Below are 18,199 nucleotides of genomic sequence, written 5' to 3'. Positions count from 1 at the left end.
GATCCCGAAACAGCGCTGTTTCCCCCTTCTCTTCGGGCAGGGGAAGAGGGGAAAACGAAGAGGACCGGGGGGGGGTCGGGGGGGGGGGGGGGGCTTCCCCCCCCCCCCCCCCCCCCCCGCTCCAGCGGGTCGTGGTGGTCAACTCGGTCTCCCTCGATCGGGCGGGCGGGCCCCGGGGTCGCCGGGCCGCGGTGTGGCGCCAGCATGACGGGCCGTCGGCTCCGCGCCGAGCTCCACCACGGCCAAGACCGGCCGCCCGCGCACTCCACTCCGGCGCGGTACGGGCGCACCGCCCGCCGTGCGGTGGCCGGTCGGGTGGCCGATCCTGGACGCCCGGCCACGCACCACCCGAGGAGCGCCATGCGGCTGCGGCACCTGGCCCAGACGTCCCGCGCCGTCGCCGCCGAGCCCGGACGGCGGGCCAAGACGGCGCTGCTCGCGGACTGCCTGCGCGCACTGGGCCCGGCCGAGGCCCCGGCGGCCGTGGGCCTGCTGTCGGGCGAGTCGCGGCGGCTGCGCACCGGCGTCGGCCCGGCGGGCCTGCGCGACCTGCCGCCGCCCGCCGCCGAGGCCTCGCTCGACGTCCGGGAGACCGAACGGGAGCTGGAGCGGATCGCCGGGGTGCACGGGCCCGGCGCGCAGGCCGAGCGGCGGCGGCTGCTGGCCGGGCTGTTCGCCCGGGCGACCGAGGTCGAGCAGGCGTTCCTGCGCGCGGTGCTGGTCGGCGAGCTGCGCCAGGGCGCGCTGGACGCGCTGGTCGGCGACGCCGTCGCCCAGGCGGCCGGGGTGCCCGCGGCGGCGGTGCGCCGGGCGCTGATGTTCCGCGGCTCCGCCCGGGCGGTGGCGGAGGCGGCGCTGACCGGCGGGGTGCCCGCGCTGGCCGCGTTCCGGCTGGAGGTGGGCCGGGCGGTGCGGCCGATGCTGGCCGCCTCCGCGCCCGACGTGGCCTCGGCGCTGGAACGCACCGGCCCGGCCGCCCTGGAGTGGAAGCTGGACGGCGTCCGGGTGCAGGTGCACCGGGACGGCGCGGAGGTCGCGGTGTTCACCCGCGGCCTGGACGACATCACCACGCGCGTCCCCGAGGTGGCCGAGGCGGCGCTCGCGCTGCCGCTGCGCTCGGCGGTGCTGGACGGCGAGGCGATCGTGCTCGGGCCCGACGGGCGGCCGCGCCCGTTCCAGGAGACCGCCGCGCGCACCGCCTCCCGGCGGGATCCGGAGCGGCTGCGCGCCGAAGTCCCGCTCAGCGCCTTCTTCTTCGACCTGCTGCACCGGGACGGCGAGGACCTGGTGGACCGCCCCGGCCGGGAGCGGTGGGCGGCGCTGGACGAGGCGGTGCCGGAGGGCCTGCGGGTGCCCCGCACCGAGACCGGGGACGGCGAGCGGGCACTGGCGTTCTTCCGCGAGACCCTGGCCCGCGGACACGAGGGCGTCCTGGTCAAGGACCCGGCGGCCGGGTACGCGGCCGGGCGGCGCGGCGCCGGCTGGATCAAGGTGAAGCCCCGGCACACCCTGGACCTGGTGGTGCTGGCCGCCGAGTGGGGCAGCGGCCGGCGGCGCGGCCTCCTCAGCAATCTGCACCTGGGCGCCCGGGCGGCGGGCGAGCCCGGGCTGGGCCCGTGGGTGATGCTCGGCAAGACCTTCAAGGGCCTCACCGACGAGACGCTCGCCTGGCAGACCGCCGAACTCCTCGCCCGCGAGAGCGGGCGGGACGACTGGACGGTGCGGGTCCGGCCGGAACTGGTCGTCGAGATCGCCTTCGACGGTCTCCAGCGCAGCCCCCGCTACCCGGCGGGGCTGGCCCTGCGGTTCGCCCGGGTGGTGCGCTACCGGCCGGACAAGAGCGCCGCCGAGGCCGACACCGTCGCCACCGTCCGGGAGATTGCCGCCGCCGAGGGGCTGTGAGCCGTCCTTTGGCGGAGTAACGTCAATTTCAAACCCCCTTTGCGGCGACGCTGGACCGGCTCCGACCCGAATCGGCCATTCTGGACGATCCCCGCATCGCCCCTCCGTGGACGCAAGGGTGACGGTTAGGTTGGCAATGACAACGAGAGGCGGCCGCCGGACGCCCGGCGCCGCACTGGCGAGAGGTGCTCGACCATGAAGGTGAGCGTCGACCGGGACCGCTGCTGCAGCTCCGGGATGTGCGTCCTGAACGCTCCGGAGATCTTCGACCAGGACGAGCAGGACAGTCTGGTGGTCCTCCGTCAGACCGAGTTCAAGCCCCCGCAGTTCGCCGTGCTGAGGCTCGCCGCCGAGCTCTGCCCGGGCGGCGCGATCACCGTCACCGAGGAGGACTCCGCCGAGGACGCCGGCTGACGCCCCCGCCGGCTCCCGACGGTCCCCCGCCCGCGCCGACCCCGGCCACCGTGACGACCGCCGCTCCCGGCCGCCGTCGCGCGAACCGTCGGCCCCGGCGCCACCCCACCCACCCGAGGACATTGCGACGCAAGGAGACCCCACCTTGACGAGCACACCCACCGCCCGGACCTTCCCGATGCCCGCCCCGCGCGACGCCGGCTGTCCGTTCAGCCCGCCGCCCGCCTACACCGAGGCCGCCGCGACGGCGCCCATCACCCGCGCCGCCCTGCCCGACGGCGAGTCCTGCTGGCTGGCCACCGGCTACGCCGAGGTCCGCACCATCCTGTCCGACCGCCGGTTCAGCGCGGACGCCCGCCACCAGGGGTTCCCGATGCTGGTGCCCGGCCGCCGGGAAGCCCTCCTCGCCAACCCGAGCTTCCTGCGGCTCGACGACCCCGAGCACGCCCGGCAGCGCCGGATGGTCACCGGCGACTTCCTGGTCAAGCGGGTCGAGGCGATGCGCCCCGGCATCCAGCAGATCGTCGACGAGGCGCTCGACCGGATGACCGACGGCCGGACCGAGGCCGACCTGGTCGCCGACTTCGCGCTGCCCGTCCCCTCGCTGGTGATCTGCCTGCTGCTCGGCGTCCCGTACGAGGACCGGGACCGCTTCCAGGGCCTCAGCCGGACCCTGCTCAACAAGCACAGCTCGGCCGAGGAGGTCCAGGCCGCCTCGGACGAACTGCGCGAGTACCTCGGCGGCCTGGCCGCCCGCAAGCGGGAGGAGCCGGGCGACGACATCCTCAGCCGGCTCGCCGTCCGGGACGACCTCACACCGGGCGAGGTCGCCACGACCGGCATCCTGCTGCTGATAGCCGGGCACGAGACGACCGCGAACATGATCTCGCTCTCCACCGCCCTGCTCCTCGACCAGCCCGAGCAGATCGCCAGGCTGGCCGACCCGGCCGCGCTGCCCGGCGCCGTCGAGGAACTGCTGCGCCACCTGACCATCGTGGACCACGGCCTGCCCCGGGTCGCGCTGGAGGACGTCGAGCTGGGCGGCACCGTGATCAGGGCCGGCGAGGGCGTGATCGCGCTGATCTCCACCGCCAACCAGGACGAGGAGATGTTCGGCGGCGCCGACCTGCGGCCGGCCGACCAGCTCGACCTCGACCGGGACGCCCGGCGGCACATGGCCTTCGGCTTCGGCGTGCACCAGTGCCTCGGGCAGCCGCTCGCCCGCGCCGAGCTCCAGATCGCCCTGGCCACCCTGTTTCGGCGGCTGCCCGGCCTGCGGCCGGCGGCCACCGGGGAGGGCCGGAAGTTCCGCTCGGAGGCGTTCATCTACGGAATGCGGTCGCTGCCCGTCACCTGGTGACGGCCGTCGGACGGAGGGCGGGGCCGGCCGGCGACTAGGGCGTGTCCGACAATTCGCGTCGGATCAGCACGCGGCGGGAATTGTCAGACCCGCCCTAGCCCGTTCGGCTGGCCCCGGGGCCGGGGCGGGGGCAGGCTGGGGGGTGAGAGACAGACCCGGCCCTGCCGCACCCCGGCTCGGAGCGCGCCCGGACCGGCCGAGGAGACGGAGCCCGCCATGACCGACATGAGCGAACGGGCCGAGATGAGCACGGACCGTGACGAGGACGTCCGCGCCGCGGATCCCGAAGAGGGCATCACCTCGATGCAGAACCTGCACGCGCAGGACACCTCCCAGGCGGAGGGCGAGCCCACCCTGGAGGAGTCCGGTCCGGACCGCTGAACAGCTGTGAGCACCCGACCGCCCGGTGGGACCGGGCGGTCTTCGCGACCGCAGGTGTCGCTGCCCGGGCAGCGACTCACCGGCGGGGGAGGATAAGCGCATGACCGAACACGATCAAAACGGCAGGCAGGCCCGACCGCCCGTCGACCCGCGCACGTCGTGGGCGACCTGGACCACGCAGTCGATCATCAGCGGACCCGGCGGGGTCACCACCACCGAGATCGGCCCCATCTCCGGCGACCTCACCGTGCACACCACCTGGGTGGACGGCGAGGCCCGGCTCACCGTCCAGTACACCGGCGCATTGGACTGGTACACGGTGACCGGCAGCCCCGTCCCGGCGGCGGACGAGACCACCGCGCGGGCGATACACCAGGCGATGGTGAACGGCGTCAAGGCCGGCCGGGGCGCGGCCGCCCCGGCCCCGCCGGACAGGCCCTAGCTGTTCAGTCCCCCGGGACGACCTCGCCCCGCACCGCCGGCGCCGCGGCGGCCCAGTAGGCGCGGTCGACCGGGGGACGCGCACGCAGGTCCGCGCGGACCTCGGCGGCCAGCCGGCGGGTGTCGCGCCGGTTGACGGTGGCGCCGATGCCGGCGCCGACCAGCAGCGGGGTGAGCGACGGCAGGCGGCGCAGCGAGCTGCGGGTGAGCCGGCGGCTGACCTGCTGGCGCACCTCCGCCCCGAGCGCCAGGGCGGCGAACCCGGCCGGCCGGGACAGCAACCTCGCGTCGATCCCCCGGCGGTTGGCCCAGGCGCCCAGGTAGGCCCCGGCCCGCTGGGTGACACCGCCCGGCGCCCGGGCGCCGTAGACCTCGTGCAGTTCGGCGATCAGCTTGATCTCCAAGGCCGCGACGGCGAGCGTCTCCGCCGCGATCTCCACCGGCATCGCGGGCGGCACCGGCAGCATCGCCGCCGCGCCCACGCCGGCGCCGAGCGCGCCGGAGGCCCGGGCCGCGCCGGTGACCAGCAGGTCGGCCAGCGCCTCCGGGTCGGCCGCGCCGGGGTGCTGGGCGCGCAGCGTGGCGAGGTCGCGCACCGGGATCCGCGGCGCGGCCCGCACCAGTTGCTCGGTGAGGGCGCGGCCGCCGAACGCGGCACCCTTGGCGGCGACCCGGCCGCCCCGGCCGAGCAGGTGGGCCGCGTTCGCCACCAGGGCCCGGCCGCGGCCGCGGCCGGCCCGGTACTCGGCGATCCGCCACTCGCCCTCGGGCTGCTCGGCCTGCTCGACCAGTTCGGCGAGTTCGCCGGCCAAGCCGGCGTCGGGCACGGCGGCGGGGGTGGGGGCGGGCTCGGGGACAGGCCTGGAACGTCCGGGTTTACGGAAGACTGCCATAGATGTCCGGTACCCCCTCCGCTCCCGGGGTACGCCCTACCCGGTGATCTCGACCCCGCGCCAGAACGCCACCCGGCCGCGGATCTCCTCGGCCTCCGGCTTCGGGTCGGCGTAGTACCAGGCCGCGTCGGGGTTGGTCCGCCCGTCCACTTCCAACGTGTAGTAACCGGCGGTGCCCTTCCAGCCGCAGACGGTGGTGGTGTCGGACGGACGCAGGAATTCGGTCCGGACGGATTCGACCGGAAAGTAGTGGTTGCCCTCGACGACGACGGTCTCGTCGCTCTCGGCGACGACGGTGCCCTGCCAGCGCGCTGTGGTCATGCGGCCGATTCTGCCCCAGGGACGGACGGCACCCGGGGGGTTCGCGGAAATCGTCGGCGGATGCCGGACGGTCAGGTCAACAGCCGGGGCAACGGTCAGGGCAGCGGCTCGGCGTGGACCGGCAGGTGCGGGGACTGGTGGCCGCCGCTGGCGAGCATCCGGACCTCGCCGGCGTCGCTGATCTCGGCGCGGACGATGCCGCTGGCGTCCTCGTACACCGGGTGTCCGCCCGGGCCCGTCGCGCTGGTGCGGACGACCACGACGACGTCCTGCGGGGCCTGGGTGCCGGGGGTGCCGGGGAAGGTGAGCACGTAACGGTTCGCGGGGGTCATCTCCATCTCCTGTCCCGATTGTCCCGATCTCCTGGTCCCGATGCGTGGCCGCGGTCGGCGGACCCGCCGGACGGCGGTCGGCCTACGCGGTGGCCTCGGCGGCCCGGGCGGGCGCGCCGCGGACCTCCAGCTCGGTGAGCAGCCGGGCGGTGGCCTCGGCGACCGCGTCCACGGCCCGGTCGAAGGCCTCGCGGTTGTGCGCCGCCGGGGCGCGGAACCCGGACACCTTGCGGACGTACTGCAGCGCGGCGGCGCGGAAGTCGTCCTCGTCGGCGTCGAGCGTCACCGGCGGGCGCAACGTCTTGATGTTGCGGCACATGCACCCAGTCTCGCGCGTGGACGCCGTACTGGCGACCCCCTCCCGTCACACGCACCTCACGGCGGCGTCATCCGGCCGGATTAGGATGCCGGACGAACGAATCCCCCCGTCCCGCCGCGCCTCCCCGTCCGCGGGCGTCACCCCGGAGTCACCCCCTTGCCTCTCGCGCTGCTCGCGCTGGCCGTCACCGCGTTCGCCATCGGCACCACCGAATTCGCCGCCATGGGGCTGCTCCCCCAGGTCGCCGACGATCTGCACGTCTCCATCCCGCAGGCCGGCTGGCTGATCTCCGCGTACGCGCTGGGCGTGGTCATCGGCGCCCCGCTGCTCACCGCGCTCGCCTCCGGCCGGCCGCGCAAGGCCGTGCTGGTGGCGCTCGCCGGGCTGTTCGCCACCGGCAACCTGCTGTGCGCGCTGGCACCGGACTTCTGGACGCTGGCCGCCGCCCGGCTGATCACCGGACTGCCGCACGGCGCGTTCTTCGGGGCCGGCGCGGTGGCCGCGGCCGAACTGGTGGCCCCGGACCGCCGGGCCCGGGCGGTGGCCGTGATGTTCTCCGGCCTGACCATCGCCAACATCGTCGGCGTGCCGGCCGCCACACTGCTGGGGCAGCACCTGGGCTGGCGGGCGACCATGCTGGTGGTCGTCCTGATCGCCGCCGCCGGGACGCTCGCCATCGCCCGGCTGGTGCCGTCGCTGCCCTCCCCCGGGCAGGCCGGGCTGCGGCACGAGCTGCGGGCCTTCCGCGACGGGCAGCTGTGGCTGGCGCTGGCCACCGTGGTGTTCGGCTGCGGTGGCTTCTTCGCCTGCTACAGCTACATCGCGCCGCTGCTCACCGAGGTGTCCGGGTACGCCACCGGCTCGGTGACACTGGTGCTGGCGCTGTTCGGGGTGGGGATGACGATCGGCAACGTGATCGGCGGGTTCGCGGCCGACCGGGCGCTGCGCCCGACGGTCTGCGCCGCCTTCGTGCTGCTGGCCGCCACCCTGGCGCTGTTCGCGGTGACCGCGCACGCCCGCTGGTCGGCCGCCGTCACGGTGGTGCTGATCGGGCTGTTCGGCTTCGCGATCGTGCCGGCGGTGCAGACGCTGGTCCTGCAGAAGGCGCGCAGCGCGCCGACGCTGGCCTCGGCGACGGTGCAGGGCGCGTTCAACCTGGCCAACGCGCAGGGCGCCTACTTCGGCGGGCTGGCCCTGGACGCCGGGTTCGGCTGGACGGCGCCGACCCTGGTGGGCGCAGGCCTGGCCGCTTCGGGCGCGCTGATCGCGGTGCTCGCCTGGGCGGCCGACCGGCGCCGGCCCGTGCCCGCCGCACCGGAGCCTGCCGCGACGGCTCCGGCCGCGACGGCTCCGGCCGCGGCGGCTCCGGTCGGCGTCCAGCGTTAGGGCTGGGGCTGGATCTGGGCCCGGGGCTGCGCCAGGGGTTCGAGCTCGCGGTGGGCGGCGGCCAGCAGCAGGTAGCCCTCGCCGTTGGCCTTGATGCCGGCCTTCTCGTCCTCGGTCAGCTCGCGGCGGACCTTGGCCGGGACCCCGGCGACCAGCGAGCCGGGCGGCACCCGCATGCCCTGCGGCACCACCGCGCCCGCCGCGACCAGCGAACCGGCGCCGATCCGGGCGCCGTTGAGCACGGTGGCGTTCATCCCGACCAGGGCGTCGTCCTCGACCACGCAGCCGTGCAGCACCGCGTTGTGCCCGACCGAGATCCGCTCGCCGACCACCAGCGGGAAGCCGGGGTCGGCGTGCAGGGTGCAGTTGTCCTGGATGTTGCTGTCCCGGCCCACGGTGATGGACTCGGCGTCGCCGCGCAGCACCGCCCCGTACCAGACGCCCGCGCCAGGGCCGATCGTCACGTCCCCGACCACGACGGCGTTCGGTGCGAGGAAGGCGCCCGGGTCGACGGTGGGCACCTTGCCCCCGACTGCGGCGATCAGCGGCTCTGCCATGTCTCGTCCTCCTGGTGACGGTCGGCCGTTCCTGTCGCCGGACAGCGTAGGGGGCGGATCCGCAGCACCCGTCCTACCCCTGCCCGCCGCAGACGCCGGCGTTCACCGCCCGCTGCCAGGCGGCGAGGGCCGCGGCCGGATCCGGCGCGTCGTAGAAGGTCGTGCTGTTGGCGAACTGGCGCTTCCCGTCGAGCGAGCCGAGCATCATCGTGCTGTAGCCGGGGATCCCGCCGGCGTGGCCCCAGAACGCACCGCACGGGGTGTCCACCCGCTGGAGGCCGAGCCCATAGGCCTGGCCCCCGCCGTGGGCGGTGGTCTTCTGCATCTCGGCGAGTTCGGCGGGGCGCAGCAGCCGGCCGCCGAGCAGGGCGCGGATGAACGTCGTCAGGTCCGCGGTGGTGGAGATGCCCGCGCCGGAGGGGCCGGCCATGGAGGGGTTGAGCGAGGTGACGTCGGCCGGGCCGCTGTCGAGCTTGAGGTAGGCGTGGGCGTGCGAGCCGGGGATGACCGGGGAGTAGAGCGGCATCGAGGTGCCCGTCAGGCCGAGCGGGCGGATGATCCGGCGTTCCACCTCCTCGTTCCAGCCGTGGCCGGTGAGGCGTTCGATGATCAGCGCGACCAGGGCGTAGTTGGTGTTGGAGTACTGCCAGTCCTGGCCGGGGCGGAAGGCGGGCGGGTACTTGTCGGCGATGTCCACCTGGTCCTGCGGGCTGTAGGACGTGTAGCGGCCGGTGTCGAGCCAGTTCTGGTCGTAGGAGTTGAAGGCCGGGTCCTGGGTGTAGTCGGCGACGCCGCTGGTGTGGTTGAGGAGTTCGCGGACGGTGATGTCCGCGCTGTTCGGCACCGCGCCGGGCAGCAGGCTCTCCAGGCGGTCGTCCAGTCCCAGTCGTCCCTCGCCGACGAGTTGGAGCAGCACGGTGGCCACGAAGGTCTTGGTGGTGCTGCCGATCCGGAAGCGGCCCGCGGGGTCGGCGGGGGTGTCCGCGCCGAGCCGGGCGACGCCGCCGGCGGCGCGGTGGACGAGCCGGCCGTTCTCGCGCACGGCGGCGAGGGAGGAGGTGGCGACGTTCTTCGCGGTCAGGTCGGCGAGGGCGGTGTCGAGGGCCGTCCAGTCGGCGCTGCGGTCGGTGGCACTCGCCGGGCGGGCCGCGTCCTGGGCGGCGGCGGCCGGGGCGAGCGCGGCGATCAGGCCCGCGCCCGCGAGGGCCGCGACGGCGGCGCGCAGGGCCGGCCCGCGTCGGCGGCGCCGGGTGGTGGCGGCTGGGTCGGTGGTCATGACGTCCTCCCTGTTCCGGCCGGCAGGGCTGTCAACCTCCGCCGCTGCCATGGTCTTTGACACCATGGCAGGGCGACTGCGGGGCGGTCGTCAGCCTCCGGGGCGGCGCGCCTGCTACCTGGGGAGGGGCGTGACCCTGACGGGTTCCCGGAGTCGCGCCCCCGAGACGGGTCGGGGGCGCGACGGGCCTGGGCGGGCGGGTCAGGAAGCCGGCGCCTTGGTGCGCAGGATCTCGATGAACGCGCGCAGCCACGCCGGGTGGTCGGGCCAGGCGCGGGCCGAGACGACCACGCCGTCCACCACCGCCTCGCCGTCGACGAATTCGGCGCCCGCCGCCTTCACGTCCGGCGCCAGCGCCGGGTAGGCGGCGCTGCGGCGGCCGGACAGCACCCCGGCGGCGGCGGTGATCAGCGGGCCGTGGCAGATCTGTGCGACCGGCTTGTCGCCGGCGAAGAAGTGCTGGACGATCCGCTGCACGTCCGGGTCGTTGCGCAGGTACTCGGGGGCGCGGCCGCCGGGGATGACCAGCGCGACGTAGTCGGCCGGGTCGACGTCGGCGAAGGCGAGGTCGGCGGGCCAGGTGTAGCCGGGCTTCTCGGTGTAGGTGTCGTAGCCGTCGACGAAGTCGTGGACGACGAACTGGAGTCGCTTCCTGGTCGGGGCGGCGATGTCGACCTGGTAGCCCTCCTCGCGCAGCCGCTGGTACGGGTAGAACACCTCCAGCGACTCGGCGGCGTCCCCGGTGACGAGCAGGATCTTCGATGTCATCGCCGACATCCCTCCACATGGTCGAGCGTCCGACACGGCGTGGGCCCCGGCCGGTGCCCACCGGCCGCGGGCCCGGACCAACCTCCCGCACCGGCCGTGCCGTTGGCAACAGGGCGCACCGGGCGTACTGCGGCGCGTCACCGGGCGTACGCGCCTGCCGAGGGCCGTGCGCGCCGGGTCACCGCCCGGCTGCGGGCCGCGGCTGCCCGCGTCCTAGACTCCTGCTGCCCGCCACGACCGCACACCGGAGGAGCCCATGCCGGACCGCACCACCCACCTCGTCCTGCCCGGCTACCAGAACTCGGGCCCGGAGCACTGGCAGACCCGCTGGGAGGCCGCCGAACCGGACGCCTTCCGCCGGGTCCAGCAGGCGGACTGGGACCACCCCGACCAGAGCGACTGGATCGCCCGGGTGGACGCGGCGGTGGCCGAGGCCGCCGCCGACGGGCCGGTGCTGCTGGTCGCCCACAGCCTCGGCTGCGTCACGGTGGCCCGCTGGGTGGCCGCCGCGCCCGCCGGGCGGACCGCCGCGGTGCGCGGCGCGCTGCTGGTCGCCCCCGCGGACATCGACACCGCCGAAGTCCCGCAGCTGACCGGCTTCCGGCCGGTGGCCCTGGCGCCGTTCCCGTTCCCGGCCGTGGTCGTCGCCAGCACCGACGACCCGTGGGTCAGCCCCGAGCGGGCCCGGCTGTTCGCCGGCGCGTGGGGCGCCCGGTACGTCGAGCCGGGCGCGTACGGACACCTCAACTCGGACTCCGGGCTGGGCGACTGGCCGGAGGGCCGCAAGCTGCTCGCAGAGCTGTGACGCATCGGACGGGGGGACGATGAGGAACCGGATGCCGAAGGCCAGGCGCGTCCTGGTCCGGCTGCTGCTGGCGGGCGGGGCGGCCGCCGTGCTGCTCTACACCGAGGGGCAGTGGGAGAGCCGCTCGGGCGGGCTGATGCTGGTCGCCGACCTGCTCAACCGGCCCGAGCTGCTGCTCGGCGCGGCGCTGGCCGCGCTGATCGCCGCCGCCTGGCTGGGCGACCGGCGCACCGCCGTACGGACGGCCACCCGGGCGGTCACGGTGACGGCCGGGGTGGTGTTCCTGCTCGGCGTGCTGGCCGCGCACAAGGTCTCGGCGGCCGAGACGCGCAGCCGGGAGACCGCCCCGGCCCGCCCGGAGCTGGCCCTGGTCGTGGTGCACCGCTCGTACGCCACCGCGCCGAAGGACAACGACGACTGGCAGGTGCTGCTGGAGGTCGGCGCGGGCTGGTCCGGGCGGCGCTGGTCGCTGGCCCAGATCGGCCGGGCACCGGACGACGCCCGGCTGGTGGAGGCGAGTTGGACCGGCCGGGACCAGATCACCGTGGTCACCGACTCCTACCGGCGGGTCTTCAACCTGGACCAGGACACCGGCGAGCCGGTCGAGGCACGGTAGCGTCCGCGCTACGGCAGCCCCACCGCGTGGGCGAGCAGGGCGAGCAGCGCCGCGTTGCCCGCCGCGCCCACGGCGGTGGCGGACAGGAAGCGGGCCGCACTGCCGTCCGGGAACGGGTTGACGAGCATCGCCGGCAGGAAGCCGGGCATCGTCCAGACGGCGGCGGTCCACTGCCGGACCGCGTTGGCCGCGCCGGTGCCCGCGCGCAGTTCGCGGGCGGCGGCGAGCCCGATCACCAGGTACCCGGCCAGGTAGCCGATCGAGGGCCAGAACACGGCGGGGACACCGAGGATGCTGTGCGGCATGGCACCCATCGTCCGCCGCCGGTCCGCGGCCCCGCCTGAGTACGGGTACTCAGGCGGGACCGGGCGGCTCACTGGTCCTGGTTGTCGCCGGGGTCGGCCGGCGCGGGGGGAGCCAACGGGGTGGACTGCCCGGGCTGCCCCGACGGCGTGGACGGCGCGGAGCGGCCGACCGGACTGTTCGGGTTGAGCGGACCGCCCGTGCTGCCCGGGGTGCTCAGGGTGCCGGGGCTGCTCGGGTTGCCGGGGCTGCTCGGGCGCTGCTTGCCCGAGCCGCTCCCGCAGGTGCCGGTCGGCGAGCCGCTGGGGGTGGCGCAGCTCGGGTCGCGCTTGGGCGGGTCCGGGATGTAGACCGTCGGGAAGTCCTTCTCCGGCATGTTCCGGACGGCGTCGCTCATCGCCTGCTCCCAGATCGGGCCCGGGCCGGTCGCGCCGAAGACCTCCTGCTGGTAGTGGCCGCCGATCCGGATGTTCTTCATCGGCACCTTGGTGCCCGGGCTGCCCAGCCAGACCGAGCCGGCCAGGTTGCCGGTGTAGCCGGTGAACCAGGCCGACTTCTTCTCGTCCGTCGTCCCGGTCTTGGCCGCGATCTGCCGGCGGTCGTCCAGCCTGAGCTCCTTGGCGGTGCCCTTCTCCGTCACCCCGAGCAGCACGCTGTTGATCACGTCGGCGGTGTCCGTGGACATCGCCTCGGTGCACTTGGCCGGGCTCACCGGGACGTCCTTGCCGTCCACCGTGGAGATCTTGTTGATCGCCAGCGGCACGCAGTAGGTGCCGCGGGCGGCGAAGCTCGCGTACACGTTGGCCATCGTCAACGGGCTCACCTCCTGGGTGCCGAGGCCGAGGGCGGGGACCTCTTCCAGCGGCTTGCCGTCGGCCTTGCCGGTGACGCCCAGCTTGTTGGCCATCTGCTTGACCGCGCAGAGGCCGATCTCCTGCTCCATCTGCACGAAGTAGGTGTTCACCGAGAGGGCCATCGCCTCCTTGAGCTCGTACGGGCCGACCTCGCGCGGGCTCTCGTTCGGGATGCTGCCCTCCTTCTTGCCCTTGTTCGGGTTCTTCCAGGTGCCGTCGCAGGTCCTCGTCGTCGGCCAGTCCATCCGGTTGGGCGAGTCGTACCGCTGGGTGGGCGGCAGGCCGGCCTCCAGGGCGGCGGCGGCCACGATCGGCTTGAAGTTGGAGCCGGGCTGGAAGCCGATGCCGCCGCCCATCGCCGCGTCCACGTTGTAGTTGACGACGGTCTGGTTCTTCTCCTTCGCCAGACCGTAGGGGCGGGTCTGCGCCATCGCCAGGATCTTGCCGGTGCCGGGCTCGACCATCGTCATCGCCGCCGAGACCGGGTCGGTGACGTACACCTGCTCGGAGACGGCGTTCTGGGCGGCGGCCTGCTTGTCCGGGTCCAGCGTGGTGTAGATGTTGAGGCCGCCGGTGTCCCACAGCTTCTTGCGCTCGGCGGCGCTCTTGCCGAACACCGGGTCCTGCTTGACCACGTGGCGCACGTAGTCGCAGAAGAAGCCCATGCCGGCCTGGGCGGTGATGCAGCCGTTCTGCGGGTCCCGGTACTTCAGGCCCAGCGGCGCGGCCTTGGCCTCCTTGGCCTGGTCCGCGGTGATGTGCTTGTTCTCGACCATCTTGTCGATGACGGTGTCCCGACGCTTCTGCGCGGCCACCGGGTGCAGCTTCGGGTCGTACTGGGACGGGTTCTGCACCAGCCCGGCGAGCATGGCCGCCTCGGGGAGGGCGAGGTCCTTCGCGTCCTTGCTGAAGTAGCGCTGGGAGGCCGCCTGTATGCCGTACGCCTGATGGCCGTAGAAGGTGATGTTCAGGTAGTTGGTGAGGATCTGATCCTTCGTCAGATCCTCCTCCAGCTTGATGGCGTACCGGAGTTCCTGGATCTTGCGGCCGAGCGTCTTGCGCTGCGCCTCCAGGACGGCCACCGGGTCGTCGCCGGCCTTCTCCACGTTGACGTTCTTCACGTACTGCTGGGTCAGCGTCGACGCGCCCTGGACGGCGGCGCCGCTCTCCGCGTTCTTGGTGATCGCCCGCAGGATGCCCTTGAGGTCGACGGCGCCGTGCTCGTAGAAGCGGGCGTCCTCGATGTCCACCTGCGCCTGGCGCATCAGCGGTGACATCTGCTCGGCGGGTATCACCGTGCGGTCCCGCTCGTAGACCTTGGCGATCAGGCCTCCCTTGGCGTCGAAGACCTGGGTGGCCTGCGTCAGCGCCGGCGCCTTGAAGTCGTCGGGGATGCTCTCGAAGCCCTCGGCGCTGCTCTTGGCCCCGAGCCCGACGGCGCCCGCCGCGGGAAGGATGAGGCCGGCCAGCAGGACACCGCCGAGAGTGCAGCAGCCGAGGAACGTGACCGTGTGACCCAGGAATCCGATCGGGGTCTCACGACGCCGCGGGCGCGGCACCCAGGTGTCGCCCGCGTCCGGGGCAGGTATGCGGCTCTTCGGTGACATAACTGGAACACTACGGCCGCGAATACCGTGCCAGGGCAGGGTGTTGGCGAAGCTTTGTCACAAATCCGCCACAGATTCGGCTCATTCCAGCCGGTCGGACGGACGCCCGGGTTCGGACAAGGACCGTTCGTCTACGGCCTGTTGATCCCGCCGTCCGCCGGTCGGCCGGCCCGCCCCTGCTCAGCCTGCCGGGCAGGACACGTCCCCGGCCGGGCGACGACCGGTGACCAGGAAGTCCGTCACCGCCGCGTCGCCGCAGGCGTTCCCGTTGGCCCGGTAGACGTCGTGGCCGCCGGAGTCCACCGTCACCATCCGGGCCCGATCACCCAGCGCCGCACGGAGCTTGAGCGCACCCGCGTACGGGGTGGCCGGATCCCGCAGGTTCTGCGCCAGCAGGATGTTCGCCGGGCCCCGGCCGGTCACCCGCACCGGCGGCTCGCCCGGCGCGAACGGCCCGAAGGCGCACGGCATCACGTTCACCGGCATGCCCGCGGTGAGCGGACGGGCGGCGCGCTCGGCGGCCACGTCCCGGACGTAACCGGCCGGATCGGCGGGCCAGCCGACGTCGTTGCAGAGGGTGCCGACCGACACGGCGATGGTGTTCTGCACCGCCTCGTCCGGCGGCAGCACCGGGGCGGGCAGCGGCCGACGGCCGAGGCCGACCAACATCAGCCGGGCCAGGTCGGGGAACTTGGCGTCCGCGTACAGGCTCTCCAGCATCGTCTCGCGCAGCACGTTGCCGCTCAGTTCCGCAGGGTTGGCGCCGGGCCAGGGCAGCGGCGCGGCGTCCAGGCGGGCGGCGAGTTCCAGGAACAGCGGGCGGACCTCGTCCGGGGTGTCCGCGACCCGGTCCGGGTTGCCCGGCGCCGAAGCCCACGCGGCGAAGTCCGGGAAGCGGTCCTCGGCGCCCCGGCCGAAGGCGGCGAGCCAGCCGCGCCCCACCCGCGACGGGTCCGGGTCGTCGTTGCTGTCCAGCACGATCCGGTCGGTGCGCCCGGGGAACATGGTGGCGTACACCGCCCCCGCGTACGTGCCGTACGAGGTGCCCCAGGCGGAGAGCCGGCGCTCGCCGAGGGCCTCGCGGATCCGGTCGATGTCCCGGGCCTCGTTCCGGGTGGAGATGCTGCGCAGCACCGGGCCGCCGTTGCGGGCGCAGGTCTCGGCGATCCGGCGGGCGGTGGCCAGGTTGTCGTCGATCGAGCCGTCCGCGGCCGGCCACGGGCGCAGCTTCACCATCGCGAGATCGGCGTGCTCCAGACCGCAGCTGACCGGCGTGGAGCGGCCCACGCCGCGCGGATCGAAGCCGACCAGGTCGTAGCGGTCGAGGACGGACTGCGGCAGGCGCTTCACCGCGCCGCTCGGGACGTCCACACCGGAGCCGCCCGGCCCGCCCGGGACGGTCAGCAGCACACCACGGCGCAGACCGGGCTTGGCGGCCGTGATCCGGGAGACGGCGATGGTGATGCGCTCGCCGTCCGGGTGCGCGTAGTCGAGCGGCACGGTGACGGTGGCGCACTGCTGGCGGGGATCGGCCTGGCCCGGGCAGGCCGTCCAGGTGAGGCGGTCCGAGCCGGCCGCGGCGGCGGGGTGGGCGGCGAGGGCGGTGACGGAGAGCGCGGCGGCCGCGGTGACCACGGCGAGGGTGCGGTTGAGGTTCGGCATGCCCGGAAGTCTTCCGGGCACGGGGACTTGGGCCCATCCGGGCAGCGGGCCGACCGGTGGTGGGGTAAACCCCCGCAAGCCCGACCGCACTTGACAGTGCGTCAAATCCTCCAGCGGATCCGGCTCGGAGGCCGGCGCACACGGCGGCTCACGCGGCCGGAAGCGAAGCCGCCGGCGGCGGTCAGGGCGGCAGGTCGAGCAGCGGCGTCAGGGCGGCCGGGCGCTGCTCGACCGGCAGATGGTCCACCGGGTGGAAGGCGCAGCCGAGGGCGGCCGCCCCGCCGTCACAGGTCCGGTCGTCGCCGACCATCAGCCCACCGCGCTCCGGCTACCGGAGGGTCAGGACGCGCGGGCCGTCCTCGGTGATGGCGACGGTGTGCTCGATGTGCGCGGCACGGCTGCCGTCCGTGGTGCGCAGCGTCCAGCCGTCCGGATCGGTGTGGTAGTCACCCCGGCCGCCCGCCGTCAGCATCGGCTCCAGCGCCAGCACCAGGCCGGGGCGCAGCGGGTAACCCCGGCCCGGGCGGCCCTCGTTGGGTACGTGCGGGTCCTCGTGCATGCTCCGCCCGATGCCGTGCCCGCCGAAGCCTTCGAGCAGGCCGTAGCGTCCGGCGCGGGCGACCTTGCCGATGGCGTGCGCGATGTCGCCGATCCGGTTGCCGACCACGGCGGCGGCGATCCCGGCCTCCAGGGCGCGCCGGGTGGTGTCGATCAGTACCGCGTCCTCGGGCCGGGCGGCGCCGACGGTGAAGCTGACGGCGGAGTCCCCGGCCCAGCCGTCCAGGAGGGCGCCGCAGTCGATGCTCACCAGGTCGCCGTCGCGCAGCCGGTAGCCGCCCGGGATGCCGTGCACGACGGCGTCGTTCACCGAGGCGCAGATGACGGCCGGGAACGGCACGGGCGCGAAGGACGGCCGGTAGCCGAGGAACGGCGAGGTGGCCCCGGCCGCCCTCAGCACGCCGTGCGCCACCTCGTCCAGCTCCAGCAGGCTGACGCCCACGGCCGCCGCGTCCTGCACGGCGGCCAGCGCGTCCGCCACCACCCGCCCGGCTTCGCGCATCGCGTCCAGGGCGGCGTCCGACTTGATTTCGACCATGGTGGGTCGTCTCCCCTCAATCCAATTCTTATACCGGTATTTGTATCACGGTCGAAGGCGGGGCGGCCGCGCGGCAGGACGGGAGCACCGGAGCGGGGCGCACGGCGCGACCTCGCGGGAGCACGACGCGACCCCGGAGGGAGGGCCTAGTATCGACGGCATGGTGAGGACTCCACTGACCCCGTGGGAGCGCGAGCGCGGGGAGCGCTTCGGGGCGCTGCTGCGCGAGGCGCGCGGCGCGCGCAGCATGGTCGAGGTGGCGGCGGTGGCCGGCGTCTCGGCGGAGACGTTGCGCAAGATCGAGACCGGACGGGCGCCGACGCCGTCGTTCTTCACCATCGCCGCGCTGGCGTTCGCGCTGGATCTGTCGCTGGACGAGCTGGCGGCCGTGTGCGCGCTCCCGGAGGACGGCGAAGCCCTCTCGGCGTGACGCCTTAACGCTTTAACGCCTTAACGCTTTAACGCCTTACCGCTTTAACGCCTTACCGGCTTAACGGCCTTTTGCCGGGCCGGAATCGATCATCACCATTCGATGACCCGAGGCTCCGGACACCGCCACAGACGATCCTTGACGCGTTCAGACCACCGAGGGTAGCGTCCTTGATTGTCGGCCTTCAGCCGAGGGACAAACGGACCTGTCCCGACTGGGTTTCGCCGCCGGATCGCCCTCCGGATCCGCACCCTCGCAGCCTCGCGGCGCTATCGCCCCCGGAATTCCACTGTCCGCCGACGTGCGTTCCCGGATTCTCCCCGGGCACCTCCGTGCCCGGTCGCTGAACGATCCCCATTCGGTTTCTCTCCAGGAGTTGAACTTGTTGTTTAACCTCGGCGGTCACTCGACCTGCTGATCTGCGGTTCTTCCCGGGACAGTGGAGACGGCCGTTCTCCACGCTTCGAGATGTCGAG

At 74.1% G+C, this 18,199-nt stretch carries 20 protein-coding genes and 1 pseudogene; 9 read left to right on the top strand and 12 right to left on the bottom strand.

The window, feature by feature from the left end; genetic code table 11:
* The first annotated feature begins 360 nt into the window (after positions 1-360).
* The 5 genes from AC07AL_RS37515 to AC07AL_RS37495 all read left to right on the top strand — a co-directional run bounded on the left by AC07AL_RS37515 (position 361) and on the right by AC07AL_RS37495 (position 4,499).
* Positions 361-1,902 (top strand): ATP-dependent DNA ligase, encoded by a 1,542-nt coding sequence (locus AC07AL_RS37515; RefSeq protein ID WP_478319514.1) that lies wholly within the window; start codon positions 361-363, stop codon positions 1,900-1,902.
* 195 nt (positions 1,903-2,097) lie between these two features.
* Positions 2,098-2,316: a ferredoxin gene (locus AC07AL_RS37510; protein ID WP_363587319.1), complete on the top strand. Its 219-nt coding sequence runs from the start codon at positions 2,098-2,100 to the stop codon at positions 2,314-2,316.
* A 145-nt stretch (positions 2,317-2,461) separates the two neighbouring features.
* Positions 2,462-3,676 carry a cytochrome P450 gene (locus AC07AL_RS37505; RefSeq protein ID WP_400329247.1) on the top strand — a complete coding sequence of 405 codons (1,215 nt, stop codon included), beginning with the start codon at positions 2,462-2,464 and terminating at the stop codon, positions 3,674-3,676.
* A gap of 216 nt (positions 3,677-3,892) precedes the next feature.
* On the top strand, positions 3,893-4,057 hold the full coding sequence (locus AC07AL_RS37500) for a hypothetical protein (RefSeq protein ID WP_159398310.1): 165 nt from the start codon (positions 3,893-3,895) through the stop codon (positions 4,055-4,057).
* Positions 4,058-4,157: 100 nt separating this feature from the next.
* On the top strand, positions 4,158-4,499 hold the full coding sequence (locus tag AC07AL_RS37495; RefSeq protein ID WP_363587318.1) for a hypothetical protein: 342 nt from the start codon (positions 4,158-4,160) through the stop codon (positions 4,497-4,499).
* Between the two features lie 4 nt (positions 4,500-4,503).
* On the opposite strand, the gene AC07AL_RS37490 is transcribed toward AC07AL_RS37495, so the two are convergent.
* The 4 genes from AC07AL_RS37490 to AC07AL_RS37475 form a co-directional block, all read right to left on the bottom strand.
* A complete protein-coding gene (locus tag AC07AL_RS37490; protein WP_400987449.1) occupies positions 4,504-5,325 on the bottom strand; it encodes a hypothetical protein in 822 nt (273 codons plus the stop codon).
* 102 nt (positions 5,326-5,427) lie between these two features.
* Entirely contained in the window at positions 5,428-5,712 is a 285-nt protein-coding gene (locus tag AC07AL_RS37485; protein ID WP_063346074.1) for a DUF427 domain-containing protein, read from the bottom strand.
* Positions 5,713-5,807: 95 nt separating this feature from the next.
* Positions 5,808-6,044 (bottom strand): DUF6296 family protein, encoded by a 237-nt coding sequence (locus AC07AL_RS37480; RefSeq protein ID WP_350886018.1) that lies wholly within the window; start codon positions 6,042-6,044, stop codon positions 5,808-5,810.
* 82 nt (positions 6,045-6,126) lie between these two features.
* Entirely contained in the window at positions 6,127-6,363 is a 237-nt protein-coding gene (locus tag AC07AL_RS37475; RefSeq protein WP_350886016.1) for a DUF2277 domain-containing protein, read from the bottom strand.
* Positions 6,364-6,519: 156 nt separating this feature from the next.
* Between AC07AL_RS37475 and AC07AL_RS37470 the strand changes: the two genes are divergently transcribed.
* A complete protein-coding gene (locus tag AC07AL_RS37470; RefSeq protein ID WP_478319513.1) occupies positions 6,520-7,749 on the top strand; it encodes an MFS transporter in 1,230 nt (409 codons plus the stop codon).
* On the opposite strand, the gene AC07AL_RS37465 is transcribed toward AC07AL_RS37470, so the two are convergent.
* The 3 genes from AC07AL_RS37465 to AC07AL_RS37455 form a co-directional block, all read right to left on the bottom strand.
* Positions 7,746-8,306 (bottom strand): gamma carbonic anhydrase family protein, encoded by a 561-nt coding sequence (locus tag AC07AL_RS37465; RefSeq protein WP_363587315.1) that lies wholly within the window; start codon positions 8,304-8,306, stop codon positions 7,746-7,748. The two genes, AC07AL_RS37470 and AC07AL_RS37465, sit on opposite strands and share 4 nt — an antisense overlap.
* A gap of 73 nt (positions 8,307-8,379) precedes the next feature.
* The gene (locus tag AC07AL_RS37460; protein ID WP_363587314.1) at positions 8,380-9,582 is read right to left on the bottom strand and encodes a serine hydrolase domain-containing protein; all 1,203 of its coding nucleotides are present in this window, start codon (positions 9,580-9,582) and stop codon (positions 8,380-8,382) included.
* Between the two features lie 201 nt (positions 9,583-9,783).
* Positions 9,784-10,350, bottom strand: coding sequence for a DJ-1/PfpI family protein (locus tag AC07AL_RS37455; protein ID WP_363587313.1), 567 nt, complete (start codon positions 10,348-10,350; stop codon positions 9,784-9,786).
* 256 nt (positions 10,351-10,606) lie between these two features.
* On the opposite strand from AC07AL_RS37455, the gene AC07AL_RS37450 reads away from it, so the two are divergent.
* Complete coding sequence (locus tag AC07AL_RS37450) at positions 10,607-11,155, top strand: RBBP9/YdeN family alpha/beta hydrolase (protein ID WP_478319512.1); 549 nt, start codon at positions 10,607-10,609, stop codon at positions 11,153-11,155.
* A 31-nt stretch (positions 11,156-11,186) separates the two neighbouring features.
* Complete coding sequence (locus AC07AL_RS37445) at positions 11,187-11,771, top strand: hypothetical protein (RefSeq protein WP_350886005.1); 585 nt, start codon at positions 11,187-11,189, stop codon at positions 11,769-11,771.
* A gap of 8 nt (positions 11,772-11,779) precedes the next feature.
* On the opposite strand, the gene AC07AL_RS37440 is transcribed toward AC07AL_RS37445, so the two are convergent.
* From AC07AL_RS37440 to map, 5 genes and pseudogenes are all read right to left on the bottom strand, one after another.
* Positions 11,780-12,076, bottom strand: coding sequence for a hypothetical protein (locus tag AC07AL_RS37440; RefSeq protein WP_478319511.1), 297 nt, complete (start codon positions 12,074-12,076; stop codon positions 11,780-11,782).
* A gap of 68 nt (positions 12,077-12,144) precedes the next feature.
* A complete protein-coding gene (locus tag AC07AL_RS37435) occupies positions 12,145-14,535 on the bottom strand; it encodes a transglycosylase domain-containing protein (protein ID WP_363629641.1) in 2,391 nt (796 codons plus the stop codon).
* Between the two features lie 180 nt (positions 14,536-14,715).
* Positions 14,716-16,197 carry an alpha/beta hydrolase gene (locus AC07AL_RS37430; protein ID WP_478319510.1) on the bottom strand — a complete coding sequence of 494 codons (1,482 nt, stop codon included), beginning with the start codon at positions 16,195-16,197 and terminating at the stop codon, positions 14,716-14,718.
* A gap of 181 nt (positions 16,198-16,378) precedes the next feature.
* Positions 16,379-16,510: pseudogene (locus AC07AL_RS37425) on the bottom strand (hydrolase); the annotation flags it as partial.
* 15 nt (positions 16,511-16,525) lie between these two features.
* Entirely contained in the window at positions 16,526-17,293 is a 768-nt protein-coding gene (gene map, locus AC07AL_RS37420; protein WP_363587308.1) for a type I methionyl aminopeptidase, read from the bottom strand.
* 160 nt (positions 17,294-17,453) lie between these two features.
* Between map and AC07AL_RS37415 the strand changes: the two genes are divergently transcribed.
* The gene (locus AC07AL_RS37415) at positions 17,454-17,723 is read left to right on the top strand and encodes a helix-turn-helix domain-containing protein (protein ID WP_063346085.1); all 270 of its coding nucleotides are present in this window, start codon (positions 17,454-17,456) and stop codon (positions 17,721-17,723) included.
* Positions 17,724-18,199 lie beyond the last annotated feature (476 nt).

This window comes from Kitasatospora sp. NPDC043949 (assembly GCF_056435365.1).
The sequence above is the reverse complement of the archived record's forward strand: the minus strand, read 5'-3'. Positions and strand labels throughout refer to the sequence as shown.

What these genes read in the sequence shown, in the direction of transcription:
- AC07AL_RS37515 (WP_478319514.1), top strand. Translation starts at nt 361, where the DNA reads ATGCGGCTGCGGCACCTGGCCCAGACGTCCCGCGCCGTCGCCGCCGAG.
- AC07AL_RS37510 (WP_363587319.1), top strand. Translation starts at nt 2,098, where the DNA reads ATGAAGGTGAGCGTCGACCGGGACCGCTGCTGCAGCTCCGGGATGTGC.
- AC07AL_RS37500 (WP_159398310.1), top strand. Translation starts at nt 3,893, where the DNA reads ATGACCGACATGAGCGAACGGGCCGAGATGAGCACGGACCGTGACGAG.
- AC07AL_RS37495 (WP_363587318.1), top strand. Translation starts at nt 4,158, where the DNA reads ATGACCGAACACGATCAAAACGGCAGGCAGGCCCGACCGCCCGTCGAC.
- AC07AL_RS37485 (WP_063346074.1), bottom strand. Translation starts at nt 5,712, where the DNA reads ATGACCACAGCGCGCTGGCAGGGCACCGTCGTCGCCGAGAGCGACGAG.
- AC07AL_RS37480 (WP_350886018.1), bottom strand. Translation starts at nt 6,044, where the DNA reads ATGACCCCCGCGAACCGTTACGTGCTCACCTTCCCCGGCACCCCCGGC.
- AC07AL_RS37475 (WP_350886016.1), bottom strand. Translation starts at nt 6,363, where the DNA reads ATGTGCCGCAACATCAAGACGTTGCGCCCGCCGGTGACGCTCGACGCC.
- AC07AL_RS37465 (WP_363587315.1), bottom strand. Translation starts at nt 8,306, where the DNA reads ATGGCAGAGCCGCTGATCGCCGCAGTCGGGGGCAAGGTGCCCACCGTC.
- AC07AL_RS37460 (WP_363587314.1), bottom strand. Translation starts at nt 9,582, where the DNA reads ATGACCACCGACCCAGCCGCCACCACCCGGCGCCGCCGACGCGGGCCG.
- AC07AL_RS37455 (WP_363587313.1), bottom strand. Translation starts at nt 10,350, where the DNA reads ATGACATCGAAGATCCTGCTCGTCACCGGGGACGCCGCCGAGTCGCTG.
- AC07AL_RS37450 (WP_478319512.1), top strand. Translation starts at nt 10,607, where the DNA reads ATGCCGGACCGCACCACCCACCTCGTCCTGCCCGGCTACCAGAACTCG.
- AC07AL_RS37445 (WP_350886005.1), top strand. Translation starts at nt 11,187, where the DNA reads ATGCCGAAGGCCAGGCGCGTCCTGGTCCGGCTGCTGCTGGCGGGCGGG.
- AC07AL_RS37440 (WP_478319511.1), bottom strand. Translation starts at nt 12,076, where the DNA reads ATGCCGCACAGCATCCTCGGTGTCCCCGCCGTGTTCTGGCCCTCGATC.
- AC07AL_RS37435 (WP_363629641.1), bottom strand. Translation starts at nt 14,535, where the DNA reads ATGTCACCGAAGAGCCGCATACCTGCCCCGGACGCGGGCGACACCTGG.
- AC07AL_RS37430 (WP_478319510.1), bottom strand. Translation starts at nt 16,197, where the DNA reads ATGCCGAACCTCAACCGCACCCTCGCCGTGGTCACCGCGGCCGCCGCG.
- map (WP_363587308.1), bottom strand. Translation starts at nt 17,293, where the DNA reads ATGGTCGAAATCAAGTCGGACGCCGCCCTGGACGCGATGCGCGAAGCC.
- AC07AL_RS37415 (WP_063346085.1), top strand. Translation starts at nt 17,454, where the DNA reads ATGGTGAGGACTCCACTGACCCCGTGGGAGCGCGAGCGCGGGGAGCGC.